21 protein-coding genes are annotated in these 17,959 nt (G+C 67.8%); 12 read left to right on the forward strand and 9 right to left on the reverse strand.

Features of this window, described 5'->3' with window-relative positions; genetic code table 11:
* The first annotated feature begins 78 nt into the window (after nt 1–78).
* Nucleotides 79–291 carry a hypothetical protein gene (locus tag OG474_RS15490; protein WP_405062987.1) on the forward strand — a complete coding sequence of 71 codons (213 nt, stop codon included), beginning with the start codon at nt 79–81 and terminating at the stop codon, nt 289–291.
* 1 nt (nt 292) lies between these two features.
* Here the strand turns inward: OG474_RS15490 and OG474_RS15495 are convergent, their stop codons facing one another.
* Nucleotides 293–1,057, reverse strand: a complete 765-nt coding sequence (locus OG474_RS15495; protein ID WP_405062988.1) for an SDR family NAD(P)-dependent oxidoreductase — start codon at nt 1,055–1,057, stop codon at nt 293–295.
* A gap of 91 nt (nt 1,058–1,148) precedes the next feature.
* Between OG474_RS15495 and OG474_RS15500 the strand changes: the two genes are divergently transcribed.
* Both OG474_RS15500 and OG474_RS15505 read left to right on the forward strand, forming a co-directional pair.
* The gene (locus OG474_RS15500) at nt 1,149–2,000 is read left to right on the forward strand and encodes a virginiamycin B lyase (protein WP_405062989.1); all 852 of its coding nucleotides are present in this window, start codon (nt 1,149–1,151) and stop codon (nt 1,998–2,000) included.
* A 57-nt stretch (nt 2,001–2,057) separates the two neighbouring features.
* Entirely contained in the window at nt 2,058–2,969 is a 912-nt protein-coding gene (locus tag OG474_RS15505; RefSeq protein WP_405062990.1) for a UbiA prenyltransferase family protein, read from the forward strand.
* On the opposite strand, the gene OG474_RS15510 is transcribed toward OG474_RS15505, so the two are convergent.
* A complete protein-coding gene (locus OG474_RS15510) occupies nt 2,925–3,989 on the reverse strand; it encodes a hypothetical protein (protein ID WP_405062991.1) in 1,065 nt (354 codons plus the stop codon). The genes OG474_RS15505 and OG474_RS15510 overlap by 45 nt on opposite strands.
* Before the next feature lie 80 nt (nt 3,990–4,069).
* Here OG474_RS15510 and OG474_RS15515 point away from each other — a divergent pair, with 80 nt between their 5' ends.
* Complete coding sequence (locus OG474_RS15515) at nt 4,070–4,870, forward strand: phytanoyl-CoA dioxygenase family protein (RefSeq protein ID WP_405062992.1); 801 nt, start codon at nt 4,070–4,072, stop codon at nt 4,868–4,870.
* 39 nt (nt 4,871–4,909) lie between these two features.
* A complete protein-coding gene (locus OG474_RS15520) occupies nt 4,910–5,242 on the forward strand; it encodes a cupin domain-containing protein (protein ID WP_405062993.1) in 333 nt (110 codons plus the stop codon).
* Nucleotides 5,243–5,454: 212 nt separating this feature from the next.
* Here OG474_RS15520 and OG474_RS15525 read toward each other — a convergent pair whose 3' ends face one another.
* The 3 genes from OG474_RS15525 to OG474_RS15535 form a co-directional block, all read right to left on the reverse strand.
* Entirely contained in the window at nt 5,455–6,228 is a 774-nt protein-coding gene (locus OG474_RS15525) for a hypothetical protein (protein ID WP_405062994.1), read from the reverse strand.
* Nucleotides 6,229–6,378: 150 nt separating this feature from the next.
* Nucleotides 6,379–6,963 carry a YdeI family protein gene (locus tag OG474_RS15530; protein ID WP_405062995.1) on the reverse strand — a complete coding sequence of 195 codons (585 nt, stop codon included), beginning with the start codon at nt 6,961–6,963 and terminating at the stop codon, nt 6,379–6,381.
* Nucleotides 6,960–7,925, reverse strand: coding sequence for a helix-turn-helix transcriptional regulator (locus tag OG474_RS15535; RefSeq protein ID WP_405062996.1), 966 nt, complete (start codon nt 7,923–7,925; stop codon nt 6,960–6,962). Before OG474_RS15535 ends, OG474_RS15530 begins: the two co-directional genes overlap by 4 nt.
* 148 nt (nt 7,926–8,073) lie before the next feature.
* Here OG474_RS15535 and OG474_RS15540 point away from each other — a divergent pair, with 148 nt between their 5' ends.
* Nucleotides 8,074–9,270 (forward strand): zinc-dependent metalloprotease family protein, encoded by a 1,197-nt coding sequence (locus OG474_RS15540; protein WP_405062997.1) that lies wholly within the window; start codon nt 8,074–8,076, stop codon nt 9,268–9,270.
* A 26-nt stretch (nt 9,271–9,296) separates the two neighbouring features.
* Here the strand turns inward: OG474_RS15540 and OG474_RS15545 are convergent, their stop codons facing one another.
* Nucleotides 9,297–10,658, reverse strand: coding sequence for an MFS transporter (locus tag OG474_RS15545; protein WP_405062998.1), 1,362 nt, complete (start codon nt 10,656–10,658; stop codon nt 9,297–9,299).
* A 48-nt stretch (nt 10,659–10,706) separates the two neighbouring features.
* Here OG474_RS15545 and OG474_RS15550 point away from each other — a divergent pair, with 48 nt between their 5' ends.
* Complete coding sequence (locus OG474_RS15550; RefSeq protein WP_405062999.1) at nt 10,707–11,165, forward strand: MerR family transcriptional regulator; 459 nt, start codon at nt 10,707–10,709, stop codon at nt 11,163–11,165.
* Here the strand turns inward: OG474_RS15550 and OG474_RS15555 are convergent.
* On the reverse strand, nt 11,157–12,020 hold the full coding sequence (locus OG474_RS15555; protein WP_405063000.1) for an NAD(P)H-binding protein: 864 nt from the start codon (nt 12,018–12,020) through the stop codon (nt 11,157–11,159). The genes OG474_RS15550 and OG474_RS15555 overlap by 9 nt on opposite strands.
* A 75-nt stretch (nt 12,021–12,095) precedes the next feature.
* Here OG474_RS15555 and OG474_RS15560 point away from each other — a divergent pair, with 75 nt between their 5' ends.
* The gene (locus OG474_RS15560; RefSeq protein WP_405063001.1) at nt 12,096–13,031 is read left to right on the forward strand and encodes an AraC family transcriptional regulator; all 936 of its coding nucleotides are present in this window, start codon (nt 12,096–12,098) and stop codon (nt 13,029–13,031) included.
* A 48-nt stretch (nt 13,032–13,079) separates the two neighbouring features.
* On the forward strand, nt 13,080–13,370 hold the full coding sequence (locus OG474_RS15565; protein ID WP_405063002.1) for a hypothetical protein: 291 nt from the start codon (nt 13,080–13,082) through the stop codon (nt 13,368–13,370).
* On the opposite strand, the gene OG474_RS15570 is transcribed toward OG474_RS15565, so the two are convergent.
* Together OG474_RS15570 and OG474_RS15575 are read right to left on the reverse strand one after the other, a co-directional pair.
* Nucleotides 13,367–14,056, reverse strand: a complete 690-nt coding sequence (locus tag OG474_RS15570) for a dienelactone hydrolase family protein (protein WP_405063003.1) — start codon at nt 14,054–14,056, stop codon at nt 13,367–13,369. The two genes, OG474_RS15565 and OG474_RS15570, sit on opposite strands and share 4 nt — an antisense overlap.
* A gap of 10 nt (nt 14,057–14,066) precedes the next feature.
* A complete protein-coding gene (locus OG474_RS15575; RefSeq protein WP_405063004.1) occupies nt 14,067–15,302 on the reverse strand; it encodes an MFS transporter in 1,236 nt (411 codons plus the stop codon).
* A gap of 82 nt (nt 15,303–15,384) precedes the next feature.
* On the opposite strand from OG474_RS15575, the gene OG474_RS15580 reads away from it, so the two are divergent.
* From OG474_RS15580 to OG474_RS15590, 3 genes are all read left to right on the forward strand, one after another.
* Entirely contained in the window at nt 15,385–16,278 is an 894-nt protein-coding gene (locus OG474_RS15580; RefSeq protein ID WP_405063005.1) for a LysR family transcriptional regulator, read from the forward strand.
* Nucleotides 16,279–16,401: 123 nt separating this feature from the next.
* On the forward strand, nt 16,402–17,472 hold the full coding sequence (locus OG474_RS15585; protein WP_405063006.1) for an ABC transporter ATP-binding protein: 1,071 nt from the start codon (nt 16,402–16,404) through the stop codon (nt 17,470–17,472).
* A gap of 52 nt (nt 17,473–17,524) precedes the next feature.
* Entirely contained in the window at nt 17,525–17,920 is a 396-nt protein-coding gene (locus tag OG474_RS15590) for a protein phosphatase (protein ID WP_405063007.1), read from the forward strand.
* Nucleotides 17,921–17,959: the final 39 nt, after the last annotated feature.

The raw sequence follows: 17,959 nt of genomic DNA on the forward strand, positions 1-17,959 counted from the left end.
TGTCGGGGAGCATCGAGGGACGCCAGTGGGGCGGGAGCGATCATCACCGAGAACCTCAAGGACTTCCCGGCGGAACAGATGCCCCGGGGTATCCAGGTCCTCCCCGCCCGCGATTTCGCCGCCGACACGGTCGCCATCAATCCACGACGAGCTCTGCGTGCGGTGGTGACGATGTCTTCTCGACGCCGGTTTCCACCTGAGTTGGTCGACGACCTCCTCCTGGTACTCCAGGAGCGGTACGGGATGGACGAAGTAGTCGAGCTCCTCGGCGCAGCCCGTGGAGACCGGTAGGTCACGCGTAGCGGATGCCGAGGCCGCCGTCTACGGACCAGTTGGCGCCGGTGACGAAGGCGGCGGCGGGGGAGGCTAGGAAGCAGACGACTTCGGCGACGTTTTCGGGGGTGCCGATGCGGCCCAGGGGGTGGACTGTGTGGGCGTGGTCGCGTTCGTGGGGGAAGGTGGTGAAGAACTCCTCGAGGAGGTCGGTGGCGATGTAGCCGGGGCTGACGGCGTTGACGCGGATGTTGTGCGGGCCGACGTCGAGGGCGAGCGAGCGGGTCATGCCGACCAGTCCGGACTTGGCCGCGGCGTAGGGGAACATGCCGGCGGTCGTGAGGGAGGCGTGGATCGAGGCGATGTTGACGATCGCGCCGTGCTTGCGCTCGATCATCGCCGGGAGGACCTGGCGGGCCATCAGCCAGGCGCCTTTCAGGTCGACGTCGAAGACCGCGTCCCATTCCGCGACGGTCATCCGGGTCGCGTCGGCGTACGCGTTCTTGCCCGCGTTGTTGACCAGGACCGTCGCCGGTCCGAGTTCGGACGCCAGTTGGCTGACTGCGGCGGCGACTGATGCCTCGTCGGTAATGTCGCCGACCGCGGCCGCTACGCGCGCACCGGTTTCCGCCAGCGCCGATGTCGTGGCGGCGAGTTGATCAGCCAGTACGTCGATCAACCCGACCGCCGCACCTTCAGCGGCTGCCTTCTCCGCCACCGCCCGCCCGATCCCGCGCGCGGCACCGGTCACCAACACCACCTCGTCCATCAAACGCCCAGTCACAACCAGTCCTCCTCCGCCTCGGTTCCACCCTAGTTTGGCCGCCTCGTGGGCGATGATGGGTACTCGGATCTGTCGAGGTGAGGAGTTGCGGGTGTCGGTCGTGGAGATCTCGGGTTCGGGCGAGGGGCCTTATGGGGTTGCTGCTGCCGGGGGTGAGGTCTGGGTGACGCTCGTGCACGCCGGCGCTGTCCTTCGGCTGAACGGCGATGCCACCCAGCGGTATGAGCTGGATGCGCCGGAATCGCGGCCGACGGTGATCGCGGCCGCGGCCGACGGCGGTGTCTGGTTCACCCGGAACGGCGACGACCACCTCGGCCGGATCGATGCCGCCGGCAACATTTCGCGGATCGGAATCGCAGGCTCGCCGTACGGCGTCTGCGTCGGACCGGACGGCGCGGTGTGGTGCACGCTGATGAGCACCGACCAGGTCGCGCGAATCACGCCGGATGGTGACGTGACGACGTACCCGATCGGGATCGCCGGTGCGTTCCCGGCGATGATCACTGCGACCGACGAGCTGTGGTTCACGCTGAACCAGGGCAACGCGATCGGCCGGATCACCACGGCCGGCGCGGTCACGACGTACCCGCTGCCCACCGAGGCCGCCGGCCCGGTCGGGATCAGCGCGGGACCCGAGGCGGTCTGGTTCGTCGAGCTGCAGGCCGATCAGGCGGGCCGGATCGGTGCGGACGGGAAGATCGAGGAGTTTCCGCTGCCGGCTGGGTCCAAGCCGCATGCCGTCGTGGCGACCGCCGACGGTGGGTGCTGGATCACGTTGTGGGGCTCGGGTTCGCTCGCTCGCCTCGACGCCTCCGGCGCGGTCGTCCAGCAGACCGAGCTGGGCGAAGGATCCGAGCCGCACGGACTGGCCGTCGACGCGGACGGATCGGTCTGGGTCGCGCTCGAGAACGGTTCCCTTGCTCACATTCACGCTGAGGAGTGAGGGGACTCACGCCTCCAGGGGAGGTGCGGTGCCGGGTTGCCGGAGGAGAGTGGTCTCGTGGCCACCACTACGGCAACAACCCGGACGAGGCAGCATCGGGTTCGTGATGTGCTGGCGGTCGGGCGGCCGGCGTTCTGGGTCGTCTCGATCGTGCCGTACTACGTCGGGATCCTGCTCGCGACCCGGCAGCTGATCCCTCCGTTGGAGGAGTGGCCGCGGCTGATCGTCGGCGCGGTCGTGATGGGTCCGCTGGTCTGGCTGGCGGTGCTCGCGGTGAACGACGCCTACGACCTGCCGAGCGACCGGCTCAACCCGCGCAAGGCGAAGTCACCCTTGCTGGACGGGCGGATCACGCTCCGCGCGGCGAAGCGGCTCGCCTTCGCGGCCGCGGTCGCGGCGGTCGGCATCAGCCTGCATGTCGGCGTCGTGTTCGCACTCGGCGTCCTGCTCGCAGTCCTGCTCGGCTACGCGTACAGCGTGCCGCCGGTGCGACTGAAGACCCGCGCCGGCTTCGACGTCGCGGTCAACGCGTTGGCCCTGGGTGCCTTCGGCCCGCTGGCCGGTTGGGCCGCGATCAACCCGGATCTCTCCGACTTTCCGTGGTTGATGGGCTTGCAGGGGACACTCGCCGCCGTCGGTCTCTACCTGCCGACCACGCTGGCCGATCTGGAGGCCGACCGCGCCGCCGGGTACCACACGATCGCGGTCCGCTACGGCGCGCGAACGACGTACAGGCTCGGGTACGGCGCCTGGATCGCGGCCGCGGCGTTGTCCGTGATCCTGGCCGCGACGGACACGATCATCCCGCGCAGCATGCTCGCCCTCGAGGTGGTGATGGTGCCGGTCCTGGTCGTCGCCTACCGCAAGCTGATCGGCCCGCGACAGTCCTTCAAGGGCATCATCGTGCTGTCGTCGCTCTTCCTCCTACCGTGCGCCACCTTCGCCCTGACCTACACCGGCGTGATGTAGCCGGGCCATCGCCTGGAACAGGCATGGCTGACACGCCATCCACCCCGGTACGTCGTGGCTCGCGCGCGGTGGATTCGCCGGGTCGGCCTCCACCGCGCCGATCGCATTCCAGTCGGCGATCACGTCAGCCTGGATGAAGCTGACGGTCTCGTTCCCCCAGACCGGCTTGGCACACAGATCGCACTGGCTACCGCGCTTCGGCTCCTGCACCGCCGCCGGCCACCAGCCGCGGACGCGCGCCCACGCCCGCGCGGCCGGCTGCGCGAAGTCGCCGATACCGAACCGATTCCGGAACCGGCCCGGCCCCCGCGGCTTCTTCCCGCGGACGACGTACTCGTGCGCCTCCTGCCAATCGGCCAGGAAGTACTCGGTGCAGTTGTCGCAGACCAGCCACGGCGTCCGGTCGTGCTCGCGCGTCCGCAGCCGCTCGACGAACCACCGGTCCTGATCGGCGCGGTCGGGGAGCAGTTCGAGCTGCGGCCCCGCGACGCGGAAGGCGTGGTGCCAGTACGCCTCGGAGGTGAGCACCTGGGGTGTCGTCAGCAGGTAGCCCTCGGAGGAAGCAACTCCACCGCCGCAGACGTCACAGGGGGCAACGGCCTGTTGGGTCGCCGGTGCTGGGTTCGGCGGCGTCGCCGGATCCGTCGTGATGGTGAGGCGGCGCAGCTCGGTCTCCCGCGGATCGAGTGGCTCGCGTGGGATGTCGAACCGCGCGAACATCCGCTCGCGCCCCTGCACGCGGCTCCGGAGCAGGTCCTCGAGGCTGCCGACGAGGAGATCCCAGCCGGTCGCGTCGGCACAGCTCGGGCACTGCGGCAGGGTCTGACCCTCCGTGAGCTCGAAGACCGTCAGCCGATCCGAGCCGGGCAGCCGGAGATGCGCGTTCAGCACCCGCGTGACCGAGGGCTCGAGCACGAGCGTCGGACCGACGATCGCCTGCGCGAGCCCGCCCGGACCGCACCAGCAACACACATACGTGCCGGTCTGCGGGACCGGCGTACCGGGTTGGAGATTGCTCATGACTTCAGCCTTACCCCAGGACAGGATTTTTGATCACTGAATCTTTACAACGATAGATCCTCGGTGAACCCTCGTGTCCTATGAGTGGCACAGACCTGGAAGCCGGCTACGCCCTGAGCCGGTCCGACCTCGCACACTTCGAACAGCACGGCTTCGTGAAGCTGAAGAACGTGCTGACCCCCGAGACGATCGCGGCGTACGAGCCGGAGATCACCGGGAAGGTCATCGAGCTGAACACTCAGCACGTGCCATTGGAGGAGCGGGACACGTACGGCAAGGCGTTCCTGCAGGTGACGAATCTGTGGGAGCACAGTGAGCGGGTGCTGGAGTTCGTGTCCTCGCCGCGGCTGGCGCGGATCGCGGCGCAGTTGCTGGGGGTGGAGTCGGTCCGGCTGTACCACGATCAGGCGCTCTACAAGGAGTCCGGCGGCGGCGTGACGCCGTGGCACGCGGATCAGTACTACTGGCCGTTCGCGACCGACCGGTGCGTGACGGTGTGGGTGCCGTTGCAGGAGACACCGATGGAGATGGGACCGCTGTCGTTCGCCGCCGGTAGTCACGGTTTCGAGCACGGCCGGGACCTACCGATCAGCGACGAGTCGGAGCGGGTACTCCAGCAGGCGTTGACGGAGCAGGAGTTTCCCGAGGTCTCGGAGCCGTACGAGCTCGGCGAGGTCAGCTACCACCTCGGCTGGACGTTCCACCACGCCCCGGCCAACACCACCGCCGTACCGCGTCGGGTCATGACGATCATCTACGTCGACACCTCGATGGAGATCGCCGAACCCGTCAACGACGCCCAGCGCAACGACCTCTCCTGGCTGCCCGGCACCCAACCGGGCGACCTGATCTCATCCCCGCTGAACCCGATCTTGTACTGAGAAATCCACTCTGTACCAATTAGTATGTACAGTACGGCTATGACAGCTGAGCCGATCACCCGCCAGGTCGTCCTCGATGAGGTCCTCCCCGAGGATCTGCCCGTGCGCCGGGTCGAGGCCCGCCGGATCACCATCGCGCCGGAGGCTGCCGTCGGCACCCACACGCACAACGGTCCCGTCTTCGGCAGTATCGAATCCGGATCCGCGATCTACCAGCTGCGTGACGAGCCCGAGGTCATCCTCCAACCGGGCGACCCGTTCTACGAGCCGGCCGACGAACCCATCCGCTTCGACGCAGGCCCCGACGGCGTCACCTTCCTGGCCTTCTTTCCCCTCCGCCAAGGCCAAGCAGCCACCCTCGATCTCCTCTGACCAGACACTGGTCCCGTGCTACCTTTGGTGTGTAACAGGAGTGGGATGTTGTCCTACTGGTTCGCAGCCAGGCACTCCACAGAAGCGCGGCGATTCAGGTGCAAGTCCTGGCCTCCCCTCGGGGGGTTGTAGCTCAACAAGTAGAGCCCCGCTTTTTTACCTCACTCAGGGCCTGCCGACGGCAGGCCCTGAGTCTTTTACCAGCGTCTTTTTCACTCGCGCGCAATCGCGGCAGTCAGATCTGTCTCCGCGAGTTTGATCGGCCCGTAGTTGAACCGCGCCATCCCGCGCAGCTTCCTGAGCAACTGAATGCCGTCACCTGCGAAGCCGGGATCGGTTTGGCGGAGGTCTTCCAGCACCAGGTCGGCCCACAACGGGCGCGGCAGCGCACCCTGCAGCAGAACGTTCGCTTGACGGGCGAGCGCTTTCGTCACCGCCAGACTGAGGATGAGTTCGGCGTGCCCGAACCGCACCGAATCGCCAACCCGCAGGTTCCGCAACGTGCGGCGGGCGAGCTTGACCCAGGCACTCTCTGTGGTTGATGTCCACGACTGAACTGTTGAAACCAAGGCGGAACTTGCCCGTCCGCCGTCATGGATCATGCAGTTCCGCATCAGCCGCAGCGTGTCGATCTGGGCCAACCCGTCGAGCTGGAACGCGCCGCCGGTCGCTGCCTCGATCCCTCGGTGCTGCAGTGCCAATCTACCCTTGGCCCGCTCGGCCTGAGCACTCGTACAACAGCCGCCTCTCGCGAGGAGGTCAAGGCAGGTCTTCAGATAGTCCTCGTGCAGCGCCAATGAGTACGGCACACTCATTGCGCCCAGGTGCGTGTCCGCCGCGTTCAGGATCGATCGTGCTTCTTCGGTCGTCAGATTGAAGCGCCCGATATGCGCCACCCGAGGGAACACTTCAGGCAGGAGTCGCTCTGAGCCCTCCGTCAACTGCAGCAGATGCGACGCCAACTGGGCGCCCGCCAGCAGGCCCATCATCGCGTTGCTGGCCTCTACCCGCTTCTGCTCGTAGAGCCGATAGTCCGCGAACCGGACGACAGCAGTTCCCATTTCTCCCCCAACAAACCTTCGAGGAAGAAACTCTATAGTTCTTCATCACGCACAGTCACATCGTGAACCCGGTCGTCAGAGGGTCCGCTTTTGGGGATAGATGGTTTCGCCGCGGGAGAGTTGGTCGACGAACTGGGCGATCCGGCGGGTGCGGGTGTCTGCGCGCTTGGCGCCGTTGACGCGGTGGACGACGGCGAAGCGGTTGGCGCTGGTGAGGATCTCGAACATGGCCTGTGCACTCGGTACGGCGGCGATCGCGGCGGCGAGGTCGGCCGGGATCTCGAGGTTCGCGGAGCCGCTGTAGGCGTTGTCCCAGCGACCGTCGGCCTTGGCCCGGTCGACCTCGGCCCAGCCGGCGGGCTGCATGCGGCCGGCCTTGTCCAGGCGGTCGACGTACTCGACGTTGCGCTGCGACCAGGTGCTGCGGGAGCGGCGCGGGGTGTACCGCTGCAGATAGGTGGTGTCGTCGCGAGTCTTGCGCTGGCCGTCGATCCAGCCATGACACAAGGCTTCGTCGAGTGCGTCGGAAACGACGAGGCTGGTGGGCGTGGTGACATCCTTCTTCGCCAGCACGAGCCAGACGCCGTCGCTGGTCTGGTGGTTCTCACCGAGCCACTCGTGCCACGCGGCCGTGTCGGCGAGGATCAGCTCTTCGGTCATCGTGGGGTCTCCTGGAAACGGGTGGCGATGTGGTGGGCGGCGTCGATGAGCTCGGGTGGTCCGACGAGCTCCAGGTCGCACTCGAACATGGCGAAGCGGGCGGCGAGGCCGACCCACGACCAGGCGGTCATGGTCACCCGGCAACTGGTCGCGGTCACCGCCTCGACCATCGTGTCCTGACCGGACCAGGGCGCGACTTCGTCCGCGGAGACCTGCAGCACCGCTTCACCGCGGCACGGGAACTGATCCTTGGTCTTGAACTGACGCGAGATGTACTCCGCGACATCCGCCGCCGGCAGTTCGCGCGGGGTGAACCGCGGTCCGGTCGGGGTCTTCGGCGTGATCCGATCGACCCGGAACGTCCGCCAGTCCTGGCGATCCAGGTCCCACGCGATCAGGTACCAGCGCCCGCCCCAGGTGACCAGGTGATGCGGCTCGGCCTTGCGCGGCGGCAGCCACTCCCCTTCCGGCGCACCCGGTGACTGGTAGTCGAACCGCAGTACCTCCTGGGCGCGGACCGCCATCCCGATCGCGATCAGCTGGTTCGAGTCCACCGTCGTACGGCGGTTCGGGTACCGGTCGATCGTGATCACCTGCAGCGCGTCGACCCGTTGCCGCAGTCGCGCCGGCATCACCTGGCGAACCGTTGCCAGCGCCCGCAACGCGCCTTCCTCGATCCCGGCCACCGTGGTGGTCGCTGTCTGCAGTGCGACCGCGACCGCGATCGCCTGGTCGTCGTCGAACAGCAACGGCGGCAACTCCGCCCCGGCATCGAGCCGGTAGCCGCCATCCGGCCCCTTGATCGCTCGTACCGGATAGCCGAGATCGCGCAGCCGGTCGACATCCCGTCGTACCGTCCGCGCACTGACCTCCAAGCGCTCGGCAAGCAGCGCACCCGGCCAGTCACGGCGCGCCTGGAGCAATGACAGCAGCGACAGCAGTCGGGCTGAGGTTTCGGACATGGCCTTAGCTTGCCACCGATAGCGGTCAGGTTCTGTCCGCTACCTGAACTGGCGCAGTTGGGCCATGGCACCGGATCGGCCTGTCCGAAAGTGACCGGGATCACCTACGGTATCGGGCAGATCACTTACCGCCCCCAAGGAGATCTAGATGAGGCCCCGCCCTGCCTTCCTGACCGTGTTCGGAACACTTGCCGCTGCCGCGCTCGCCGCGACCAGCGCGATGGCAGCCGTCCCGTCCGACGGTCCGGCAAACGTTGGACTATCAGGCTCCCCGGCCGTGTCGCAGGCGGTCCTCGCCACCGACACCGACGGCGACTCGCTGCCCGACACCTGGGAGACCAACGGGTACGACGCGAACGGTGACGGGGTCATCGACGTCAACCTGAAGGCGATGGGCGCGGACCCGAAGAAGAAGGACCTGTTCGTCGAGATGGACTACATGGACGGCCGGCTCGGCAGCGTCGCCGCGCTGAACCGGATCGTCCAGGCCTTCGCCCAGGCCCCGGTCAGCAACCCGAACGGCACCACCGGGATCAACATCCACCTTGACGCCGGTACGGCCCGCGGTGCGACGTACAACCTCGGCGGTGGCAATATGGTTGCCTACGACAATGACCTGAACCCGTCCGGGTCGCAGACCACCGCGATCAAGAACGCCAACTTCAAGGCGGTCCGGAAGGCGATCTTCCACTACATGCTCTGGGCCGACAGCTACGACGGCGGCTGCAGCAGCGGCCAGGCCTTCAACATCCCGAACGACACGTTCATCGTCACGGTCGGCCCGAAGTGCAACTGGAACGCGACCGACAACACCAACGTCGGCACGTTCATCCACGAGCTCGGCCACAACCTCGGCCTCAAGCACGGCGGTTCGGACCACGGCAACTACAAGCCGAACTACCTGAGCGTGATGAACTACTTCTTCCAGCTCGGCGGTGTCCCGAAGGCCGACGGCACGCTCTACTGGAGCTACTCGAACGTCGCCCCGCCGGCGCTGAACGAGACCAGCCTGAAGGAGTCGGCCGGCCTCGGCGCGGTCGCCTCGGCGTACAAGACCAGCTGGAAGTGCCCGAACGGCACCAGCCGGACCACGAGCGGCGCCGCCAGCGGCCCGATCGACTGGAACTGCGACGGTGACGCCACCGACACCACCGCGGCCGACATCAACGACGACAACGTCAACAACACCCTGACCACCCAGAACAACTGGGCCAACATCACCTTCGGCGGCGGCGCCGTCGGCCAGGGCGCGAACATCCAGTCCAAGACCGCCCAGAGCAAGATCACACCGGCGGACCTGCAGGAGATGACCCACGAGGAGTGGACACACCTCCAGCAGCACTGATCCCGGCGGAAGGCCTTCACACTCGGTCAGGTGGGTGTGAAGGCCTTCTTCTTTCGCAGCAAGAGCATCAGAACCGCCGCCACCAGGATGACGACCCCGGCGACGGTCAGGCCCGACAGCAAAGCTCCGTGTGCACTGATCGCGCCGAGCACTGCGATCCCGAGCGCCGTACCGCCCTGGCGAGCCGCACTCACCGTGGCCGAGGCCATTCCCGCCCGTTCCCGCGGCACGATCTCCAGTACGGCGGCGCTGGCGGGCGTGATGCTCAGCCCCTGACCGAGCCCGTGGGCCGCGAAGGCCACCGCGATCGGCAGGTACGGCGTCGTCGCGTCGAAGCTCACCATCGCGATCATCGCCACGCCGACACAGGTGAAGCCGATCGACATCGGCACCCAGGCGGCGTACCGGGCGGTCAACCGGCCGGCCAGGTACGAACCGGGGATGGTCGCGATCGTCAACGGGAGCAGCAGGATCCCGGTCATCATCGCGGTGTTGCCGCGCTCGTCCTGCAGGTAGAGCGAGACCAGATACAGCGAACCACCCGCCGCGAACCCAAGAGCTGCGGCACCGAAGTTCGTCACGGTGAAGCGTGGATCGCGGAACAACGTGACCGGCAGCATCGGTTGCCGGCTGCGCTGCTCGACCACGATGAGTCCCACCAGCGACAGCACGCTGATCACCACGGCCGTCCAGGTCGGGACCGAATGCCAGCCGTACTCGCGGTACTCGATCGTCGCGAACACCAGCGCACCAAGAAACAGCACGGCGAGGATCTGACCCGGTACGTCGGGATGGGCGTGCTCGGGATCCGCGCTCTCGGTCAGTCCACGCCAGCCGAGCAGCAGGATGATCGCTCCGACCGGCAGGTTCACCAGGAAGATGCTGCGCCAGCCGAGCGTGTCGACCAGCACGCCACCGAGCAACGGGCCGGCGACAAAACCGAAGCTGACCACGACGCCGTACAGGCCGAGGAGGCGGGCCCGCACGGCGCGGTCGGTCGTCGACCGGCCGACGATCGACATCGCGCCCGGCATCACGATCGCGGCCGCGACGCCCTGGACGACCCGCCCGGCGATCAGGACGCCGATCACCGGGGCGACGGCACAGACCAGGGATCCCAGCAGGAACAGGCCGACGCCACCGAGGTAGACCCGCTTGCGGCCGAAGCGGTCGCCCAGAAGGCCGCCGGTCAGCAGGAGCGCAGCCAGGCTGAGTGCGAACCCGTCGGCGATCCACTGCAGCTGAGCGAAGGTCGCACTCAACGAACCCTGGATGGCCGGTAGCGCGACGTTGACGATCGCGACATCCAGCACCGCCAGGAACGTCCCGAGGAACGCGGCGGTCAGGGCGGCTCGGGACAGGACGGGCGGGCTCTCGGTCACGGTCATACCCAAGAGCCTTTGAGGTGAAGCCACCTTCATGTCAATACTGGCGTTATGGGCAACGAATTCGTCGGGATCGGCGCGGCCGCGGCGCTCTACGGACTGCCGGTCTCGACCGTGCGCTGGTGGGAGAAACAGGGTGTGGTCACGCCACCGGTCGGTCCCGACGGCAAACGCCGGTACGGCGAACACGAGCTGCGGCAACTGGGACTTGCGCAGCTCTGCCGGGCCAGCGGGATGATGTCACTGGACGAGATCGCCGTCATCACCGCTGCCGGCACCACCGCGATCGACCGACGGCACGTGATCGACGGCCGGCTCGAGGTCTTGGAACAGCAGATCGCCGAGCTCACCGCGGCCCGTGCCTATCTCCAGCACATCGCCGTCTGTCGCCACGGCTGCGCGACCGAGTGCCCGTACCTGACCGATGACCTGCGCGTCAACACCGACTGGCGGCTCTTCGACACCCCCGACCTGCTGTCCGCCGCCCGGCAGGCCTACCGCTCAGGCTGACCAGATCCCGGTAGCCGCGGTCTCGCGTGCCCAGTCGGCGAAGTCGCGGGGCGGACGACCGAGGAGCTGCTGTACGCCGTCCGAGACGTACTCCGAGCGGTGGTTGCGGATGACCGCGAACAGGTCGCGGACCGCCTCGGCGTCCTCACGGGTCTGCCCCTGCTCGATCAGTTCGGCGACGTGCTGCTCGGGGTCGAGGTCGACGTACCCGATCGGACGGCCGGTCGCAACGGTGAGCTCGGCCGCTACCTCGGCCAGGGTGAGAGTGCGCGGGCCGGACAGCGCGTAGGTCGCGCCGGTGTAGGCCTCGCTGAGCAGGGCGGCGGTCATCACATCGCCGACGTCGTTGGTGTCGATCCAGGCCTCGCCACCGTCACCGGCCGACAGGCGCAGTTCGCCGGCCAGGACGTCGTACCGGAAGACGTCTTCACTGAATCCCTGCGCGAACCAGGCCGGCTGGATGATCGTCCAGTCCGCGCCACTCGCCTGGACGGCGTGCTCGAGTGCGAGCTGGCCTTCGTAGACGGCGAACTCACGATCGGAGCTGCCGACGCCGCGGCCGGACAGCAGGACGATCCGGCGGAGTCCTTCGTCGGCGGCCTGCTGGACGAAGCGGCCCGCCTGGGCGAGACCGGTCGGCCCGACCGGCGGTGCCAGGTACGCCGTTTCGGCGCCGGCGATGGTCGGGGACCACGTGCTCTCGTCGTACCAGTCGAAGCGCAGCGCGCTCGATCGGGAGGCGAGTCGGTAGGGGATCTGGCGGTTGTCGAGTTGAGCGGCGACGCGGCGGCCGGTCTTGCCCTTGCCGCCGAGGATGAGGATCGGTGTTCCCGTTGCTTTTCTTGTCACTGTCATGGCACTAGTTCATCGCGGCAGATTGAGCTTAACCATGGCTGTTCAGCGCAATCTGATGTCCGATACGCTCAGGCCATGGACGTGCTCGATGATCTGCTGACCGGGACCCGCGCGGTGGACGGGGTGTTCAACCTCGGCATCCTGGAGCCGCCGTGGGCGCTGGAGATCCGCGAGGAGGCACCGCTCGCGCTGGCGACCATGGTGCGTGGTGACGCGTGGATCACCCGCGACGGGATCGAGCCGCTGCGGATGGCGCCGGGCGATGTCGCGATCTTCACCGGCCCGACGCCGTACGTGGTCGGCGACAGCACCAGCACCGCCCCGCAACTGCGGATCCTGCCCGGCAACATCTGCCAACCGTTGCCTGGGGCCCCTACCGATTACAGCGAACGACTAGGCCTGCGCACGTACGGCGGCCGCGCGGAAGGTTCGGCGATGGTTGCCAGCGGCACCTATCAGGTGGCCGGTGACGTCAGCCAGCGGCTCGTCAACGCGCTGCCGTCTGTTCTGGTCGTTCCGGCGGCCGACATCGCCGGGCCGGTGATGGACATGATCGCGAGTGAGATCCGGCGCGAGTCACCCGGTCAGCAGAGCGTGCTGGATCGCTGGCTCGACCTCGCGCTGATCGTCACCCTGCGGGCCTGGTTCGATCGGCCGGAGTCCCAGGCGCCCGGTTGGTACCAGGCGCAGACCGACCCGGTCGCCGGGGGCGCTTTGCGGTTGCTGCACGAAGATCCGGCGTACCCGTGGAGTGTTCCGGAGCTCGCCGATCGCGTCGGCGTCTCCCGCGCCAGCCTCGCCCGCCGCTTCACCGCCGTCGTCGGCGAGGCCCCGATGAGCTACCTCACCAACTGGCGCATCACCCTGGCCGCCGACCTGCTGCGCAGCACCCAGGACACCGTCGAGACCATCGCCCGCCGAGTCGGCTACGCCAACGCCTTCGCCCTCAGCGTCGCCTTCAAACGAGTGCGCGGCACGACACCAACCGGCCACCGCCGCCAAGCCGCCTGATGCGCGCCCTACGCTCGGCGCACGACAAACCGACCGGGAGCGGGTGCCATGGGGAAATTGCGTAGCTGGTTCGGTGGTACGCCGAGCGAGGTGCCACCGGACAACGGAACCACGAGATACGTCGTCGCGATGGCTCGCCGGATGATCAAGCTCGTCACCTCGAGCGCGGGAGTTGCCGGCAACCTGCCCGAGATCCGCACCATTGGTGAGCGACTCCATGAGCGCGGCGGGCCGGACAGGATGCGGGACCTGCTCAACGAGGTCGCCATCGGCGGACGTCCGGACCTGGAGCGTGTGGTCGAACAGGCCTGGAACGGCATCGGCGACTGGCGGAGCTAGCTCGTGGTCGCCTTCAGCAGACTGAGTGCCTGCGGCCAGGCGAGTTTGAAGGCTGCGGCGTTGACCTCGTTGGCGTGCCGCATCTTGTCCGTGTAGCCGTGTTCGGCGCCCGGGAAGTAGTGGGTGAAGGTGGCTCCGGTGGGACGCGACTGCAGGGAGGTCTGCAGGGCCTCGAAGTCGGCGTTCGTCACGAGGGTGTCGGCGCTGGGGTAGCTCACGAGCACCGGCGCGGTGATCGCGGCCGCGTCGGCGATGGCGTCGTACGTGTGGTTCGGCGGGAGGTCGGACGGGATGGTCGGGTGGAAGGCGACGACGTTGGCCAGGCGGTGCTCGCGGGCACCGAGCAACAGCGCGAAGCGACCACCCAGGCACCAGCCGATCACACCGGCCTGGTCGCAGCCCAGGTCGCCGAGAAGGTAGTCCAGCAAGGCCTGCTGCTGGGCAAGCGCCCGGTCGTCATCGAGCTGGCCGCCGAGCGGGAACATCTCCGCGCGCGGCGTGTTGTCGGTGTTCTTCCCCTCGAACGGATCCCAGACCAGCGCGGTGATCCCAGCAGCCGCGAGCTCGTCCGCCCACGCGCGGATCTGCTCACCGATCCCGGTGATCATCGGCAGCAGCAACATCCCGGCCGCGCCGGCTCGCGCCAGATATGCGTTCTGGTCCCCAACACTCACAGTCTCACCCATGCCGTGGATCTTAGTGTTTGAGCATCCGGGGGACGGCGGCGTTCACCAGGATGAAGATCAGGACCGAGAAGATGAGCAGCGCGGTTGCCGCCGGGAGTAGCGCGATGCCGAGTCCGATGGCGAGGACGGGCAGCGCGAGGCCGGCGTACGCGATCAGGAAGAGTGCGGCCAGCACCTCACCGCGCGAGCCGGCGTCGGCGAGCGATGCGGCCGTGGCGACCGCGCCGCGGAAGACCAGGCCGACGCCGGCTCCGGCGATCACGCCGCCGATGACGAAGAGCGCGAGGCTCGGGATCAGGCCGCCGATCGCGATGCCCACCAGACCGACCGACATGAAGGCGAGGCCGAGGCGTAGCTGGTTGCGGCGTTCCATCCGGACGAAGACGACCTGGCTGGCCGCGCCGGCGATGAAGACCGCGAAGGTGACCACGCCGGCCAGGATCCGGGACGGCTGGTGCAGGACGCCGGCCAGGAAGGTCGGCGCGAGCGAGGTGAACAGGCCGAAGATCGAGAAGGCCGCAAAGGCACCGGTCGCGCTCGCGAAGAACAGTGCCGACCCAGCCGACGACTGTGCGGCCGCCGGGAGTGCGACCCGCTGCGGCCGGTACGCCGGACGCTCCTCGAGCCGCTCGACAGTCTCGGGGACCAGGGCGATCCCGACCGCGCTGAGCAGCAACAGCACCAGGAAGATCTCGTACGGGCGCTCGAGCGGAGAGGCGACGTACTGGGCGAGAAGGCCGCCGACCAGCGGGCCGAAGGCGAGACCGCCGAGGTTCACCATGCTGGAGATCAGCGCCGACCGGCTCGGGTCCTCGGTAGGACGCGCGATCTTGCGCAGTTCGGACAGGTGCGCGGTGGCGGTCGCGGTCAGCACACCGACGCCGACGCCGGAGATGAAGCGGGCGAGCAACAGTCCGGGGACGTCCGGCCAGAGCAGGAAGATCACGGCCGCGACCGCCTCGGCGAGGACGGCGAGCAACGCGACCCGGCGGCGGCCGAGCCAGTCGCTGACGTGGCCGGCGAGGTAGAGGCTGACCATCACGCCGACCGCGTACGCCGCGAAGATGATCGTGATCAGGTACGTCGGGAATCCGTCCCGCCGCTGGTAGATCGCGTAGAGCGGGGTCGGAACGGTGGAGAACGCCATCGTGGTCAGGAAGGCCGCGGCGATCACCCAGAAGCCCGGTTGGTGGGCGAACCGCACCCGCGACTCGACCGGACGGGACGAGGTCAGTGTTGTGGACATACCAACAGACTCCCTCCGATGATCTATCGAGTCCAACGAAAGTTCTTGCACTGTCTTATCGAGATCGACGATAATTGAGGCTGTGGACAGTCGCCAGCTCGAGTACTTCGTCGCGGTCGCGGAGGAATTGAGCTTCACCCGGGCCGCGCAGCGGCTGTTCACCGTGCAGTCCACGGTGTCGGCCGCGATCCGCGCGCTGGAGACGGATCTGCGGACCACACTCTTCGACCGGTCGACCCGGCGAGTGACGCTGTCCACGGCGGGCGCGGCACTGCTGCCCGAGGCGAAGGCCGCGCTGGAGGCGCTGGATCGGGCGCGCGCGGTGGTCGAGGAAGCGTCGACCGGGCTCCGTGGAAACCTGCGGATCGGCACGCTCGCCCGGCTGGGATTGGTCGACCTCGCGTCACTGCTCGGAGCATTCCACCGCAAGTATCCGTTGGTCGACGTACAGGTGCGGACGTCGCCGACCGGGTCGAGCGGGCTGGCCGACGACGTCCGGAGTGGGCGGCTCGACGTCGCCCTGATCGGGTTGCCGCCGTCGGAACTGGGCGGGATGGACGTCCGCGATCTGGCCTCGGTGCCGTTCAGCGTCCTGGTGCCGCCTTCGCATCGGCTCGTCGGCGCGGCTTCGGTCACGCTCGCGGAGCTGGCCGGGGAGCGGTTCGTCGACATGCTGCGCGGATTCGGCAACCGGCGGATGGTGGATCAGGCCTTCGAGCGGGCCGGGACCCCGCGGCAGGTGCAGGTCGAGGTACCGGACCTGAGCGAGGTGCCGGAGTACGTCCGCGCCGGGCTCGGGATCGCCATCGTGCCGGATCTCGCCCGGTCGGTGGCCGGAGTAGTGCATCTGCCGCTGACCGGACCGGGGATGACCTGGACCTTGTCGGTGGCAACCATCGCCGGGCGGACCCCGAGCCGTGCCGTCCTCGCGCTGCAGGAGCTGCTCACCGACGCCATCCGGCCGGGGCACTTCTGACTTACTTCACCCGGGAATTGATCTCCCGGTACGGCGGTTGTGGCGAATAGGCACCACATCCCTGGCGGCCTTTGCTACGGACCGTCCGGCACGAACCTGTCAGGCCAAGGAAGGAAGCGCGAGATGGCAACTGTCTCGTTCAAGGGAGCTTCCCGGGTCTACCCGGGCACCGACGCCCCCGCCGTCGACCAACTGGATCTCGACATCCAGGACGGCGAATTCATGGTCCTGGTCGGACCGTCCGGATCCGGTAAGTCCACCGCGCTGCGGATGCTGGCCGGACTCGAAGAAGTGAACGACGGCTCGATCTACATCGGCGACCGCGACGTCACGAACGCGCCGCCGAAGGAGCGGGACATCGCGATGGTGTTCCAGAACTACGCCCTCTACCCGCACATGTCGGTCGGCGAGAACATGGCCTTCGCGCTGAAGATGCAGGGCATCCACAAGGACGAACGCGCACGGCGCGTGCTCGAAGCCGCGAAGCTGCTCGGTCTGGAGGAGTACCTCGACCGCAAGCCGAAGGCGTTGTCCGGTGGTCAGCGCCAGCGCGTCGCGATGGGGCGCGCGATCGTCCGCAGTCCACAGGTCTTCCTGATGGACGAACCGCTGTCGAACCTGGATGCGAAGCTGCGCGTGCAGACGCGGACCCAGATCGCCGAACTGCAGCACCGGCTGGGCGTCACCACGGTGTACGTCACGCACGACCAGGTCGAGGCGATGACGATGGGCGACCGCGTCGCCGTACTGAAGGACGGCGTGCTGCAGCAGGTCGACACTCCGCTGAACCTTTACGACCGGCCGGTGAACAAGTTCGTGGCCGGCTTCATCGGTTCGCCGGCGATGAACCTGCTCGACGCGTCGATCGTCGACGGCGGTGCTCAGGTCGGCGACTACGTGGTGCCGATCGCTCGTGAGGTGCTTGCCAAAGCTGGGTCCGACAAGACCGTGACGCTGGGCATTCGACCGGAGGCCTTCCACCTCGCTGAGGTCGGGATGCCGGTGAACGTCGCGGTGATCGAGGAGCTCGGCTCGGACGCGTTCCTGTACGGGACGGCCGCCCACACGAACGAGCAGATCATCGCCCGGATCGGGACTCGGATGCACAACGACAAGGGCGCCGTGGTCCACCTGGCCGCGGATCCCGAGAAGCTACATCTGTTCTCCACCTCGACCGAGGAGCGGCTCGTCTAGTGCCCCGCGTCGCACTAGGGTTTGCTGGATGTGGTCCAAGGGAGCACCTGGAGTGCTTGAGCTGCCGTCGGGTCGGTTGGTGCGCGGACGCGGTCTGCGCAACGGCCCGGCGGAAGCGCCATTTCCGACGTACGGCGTGTATCTGCTCGGGTCCGCGCCACCTGCGGTCGAGTGGGAGTCGCGGTGGTTGCGGTGGCCGGACTTCCGGTTGCCTCGGGATCGTGCTGAGGCCCGCGAGGTATTCCTGGACGCGTTGGAGCGTTCGGGATCGGAGCGGGTCGAGTTCGCCTGCGCGGGTGGGCGTGGCCGAACCGGTACGGCGCTCGCCTGCCTCGCCGTACTGGATGGTGCGCCGGCGGCCGAGGCCGTGGCTTACGTGCGCCGCAACTACAGCCCGCACGCGGTCGAGACGTTCTGGCAGAAGCGTTACGTAACACGGTTCCAGTAAAACCGGTTGACTGCGGCAACCGTCATCGCGTTGGCTCGG

Origin of the sequence: Kribbella sp. NBC_01505 (genome assembly GCF_045040285.1) — a bacterium.
Lineage (GTDB): Bacteria > Actinomycetota > Actinomycetes > Propionibacteriales > Kribbellaceae > Kribbella.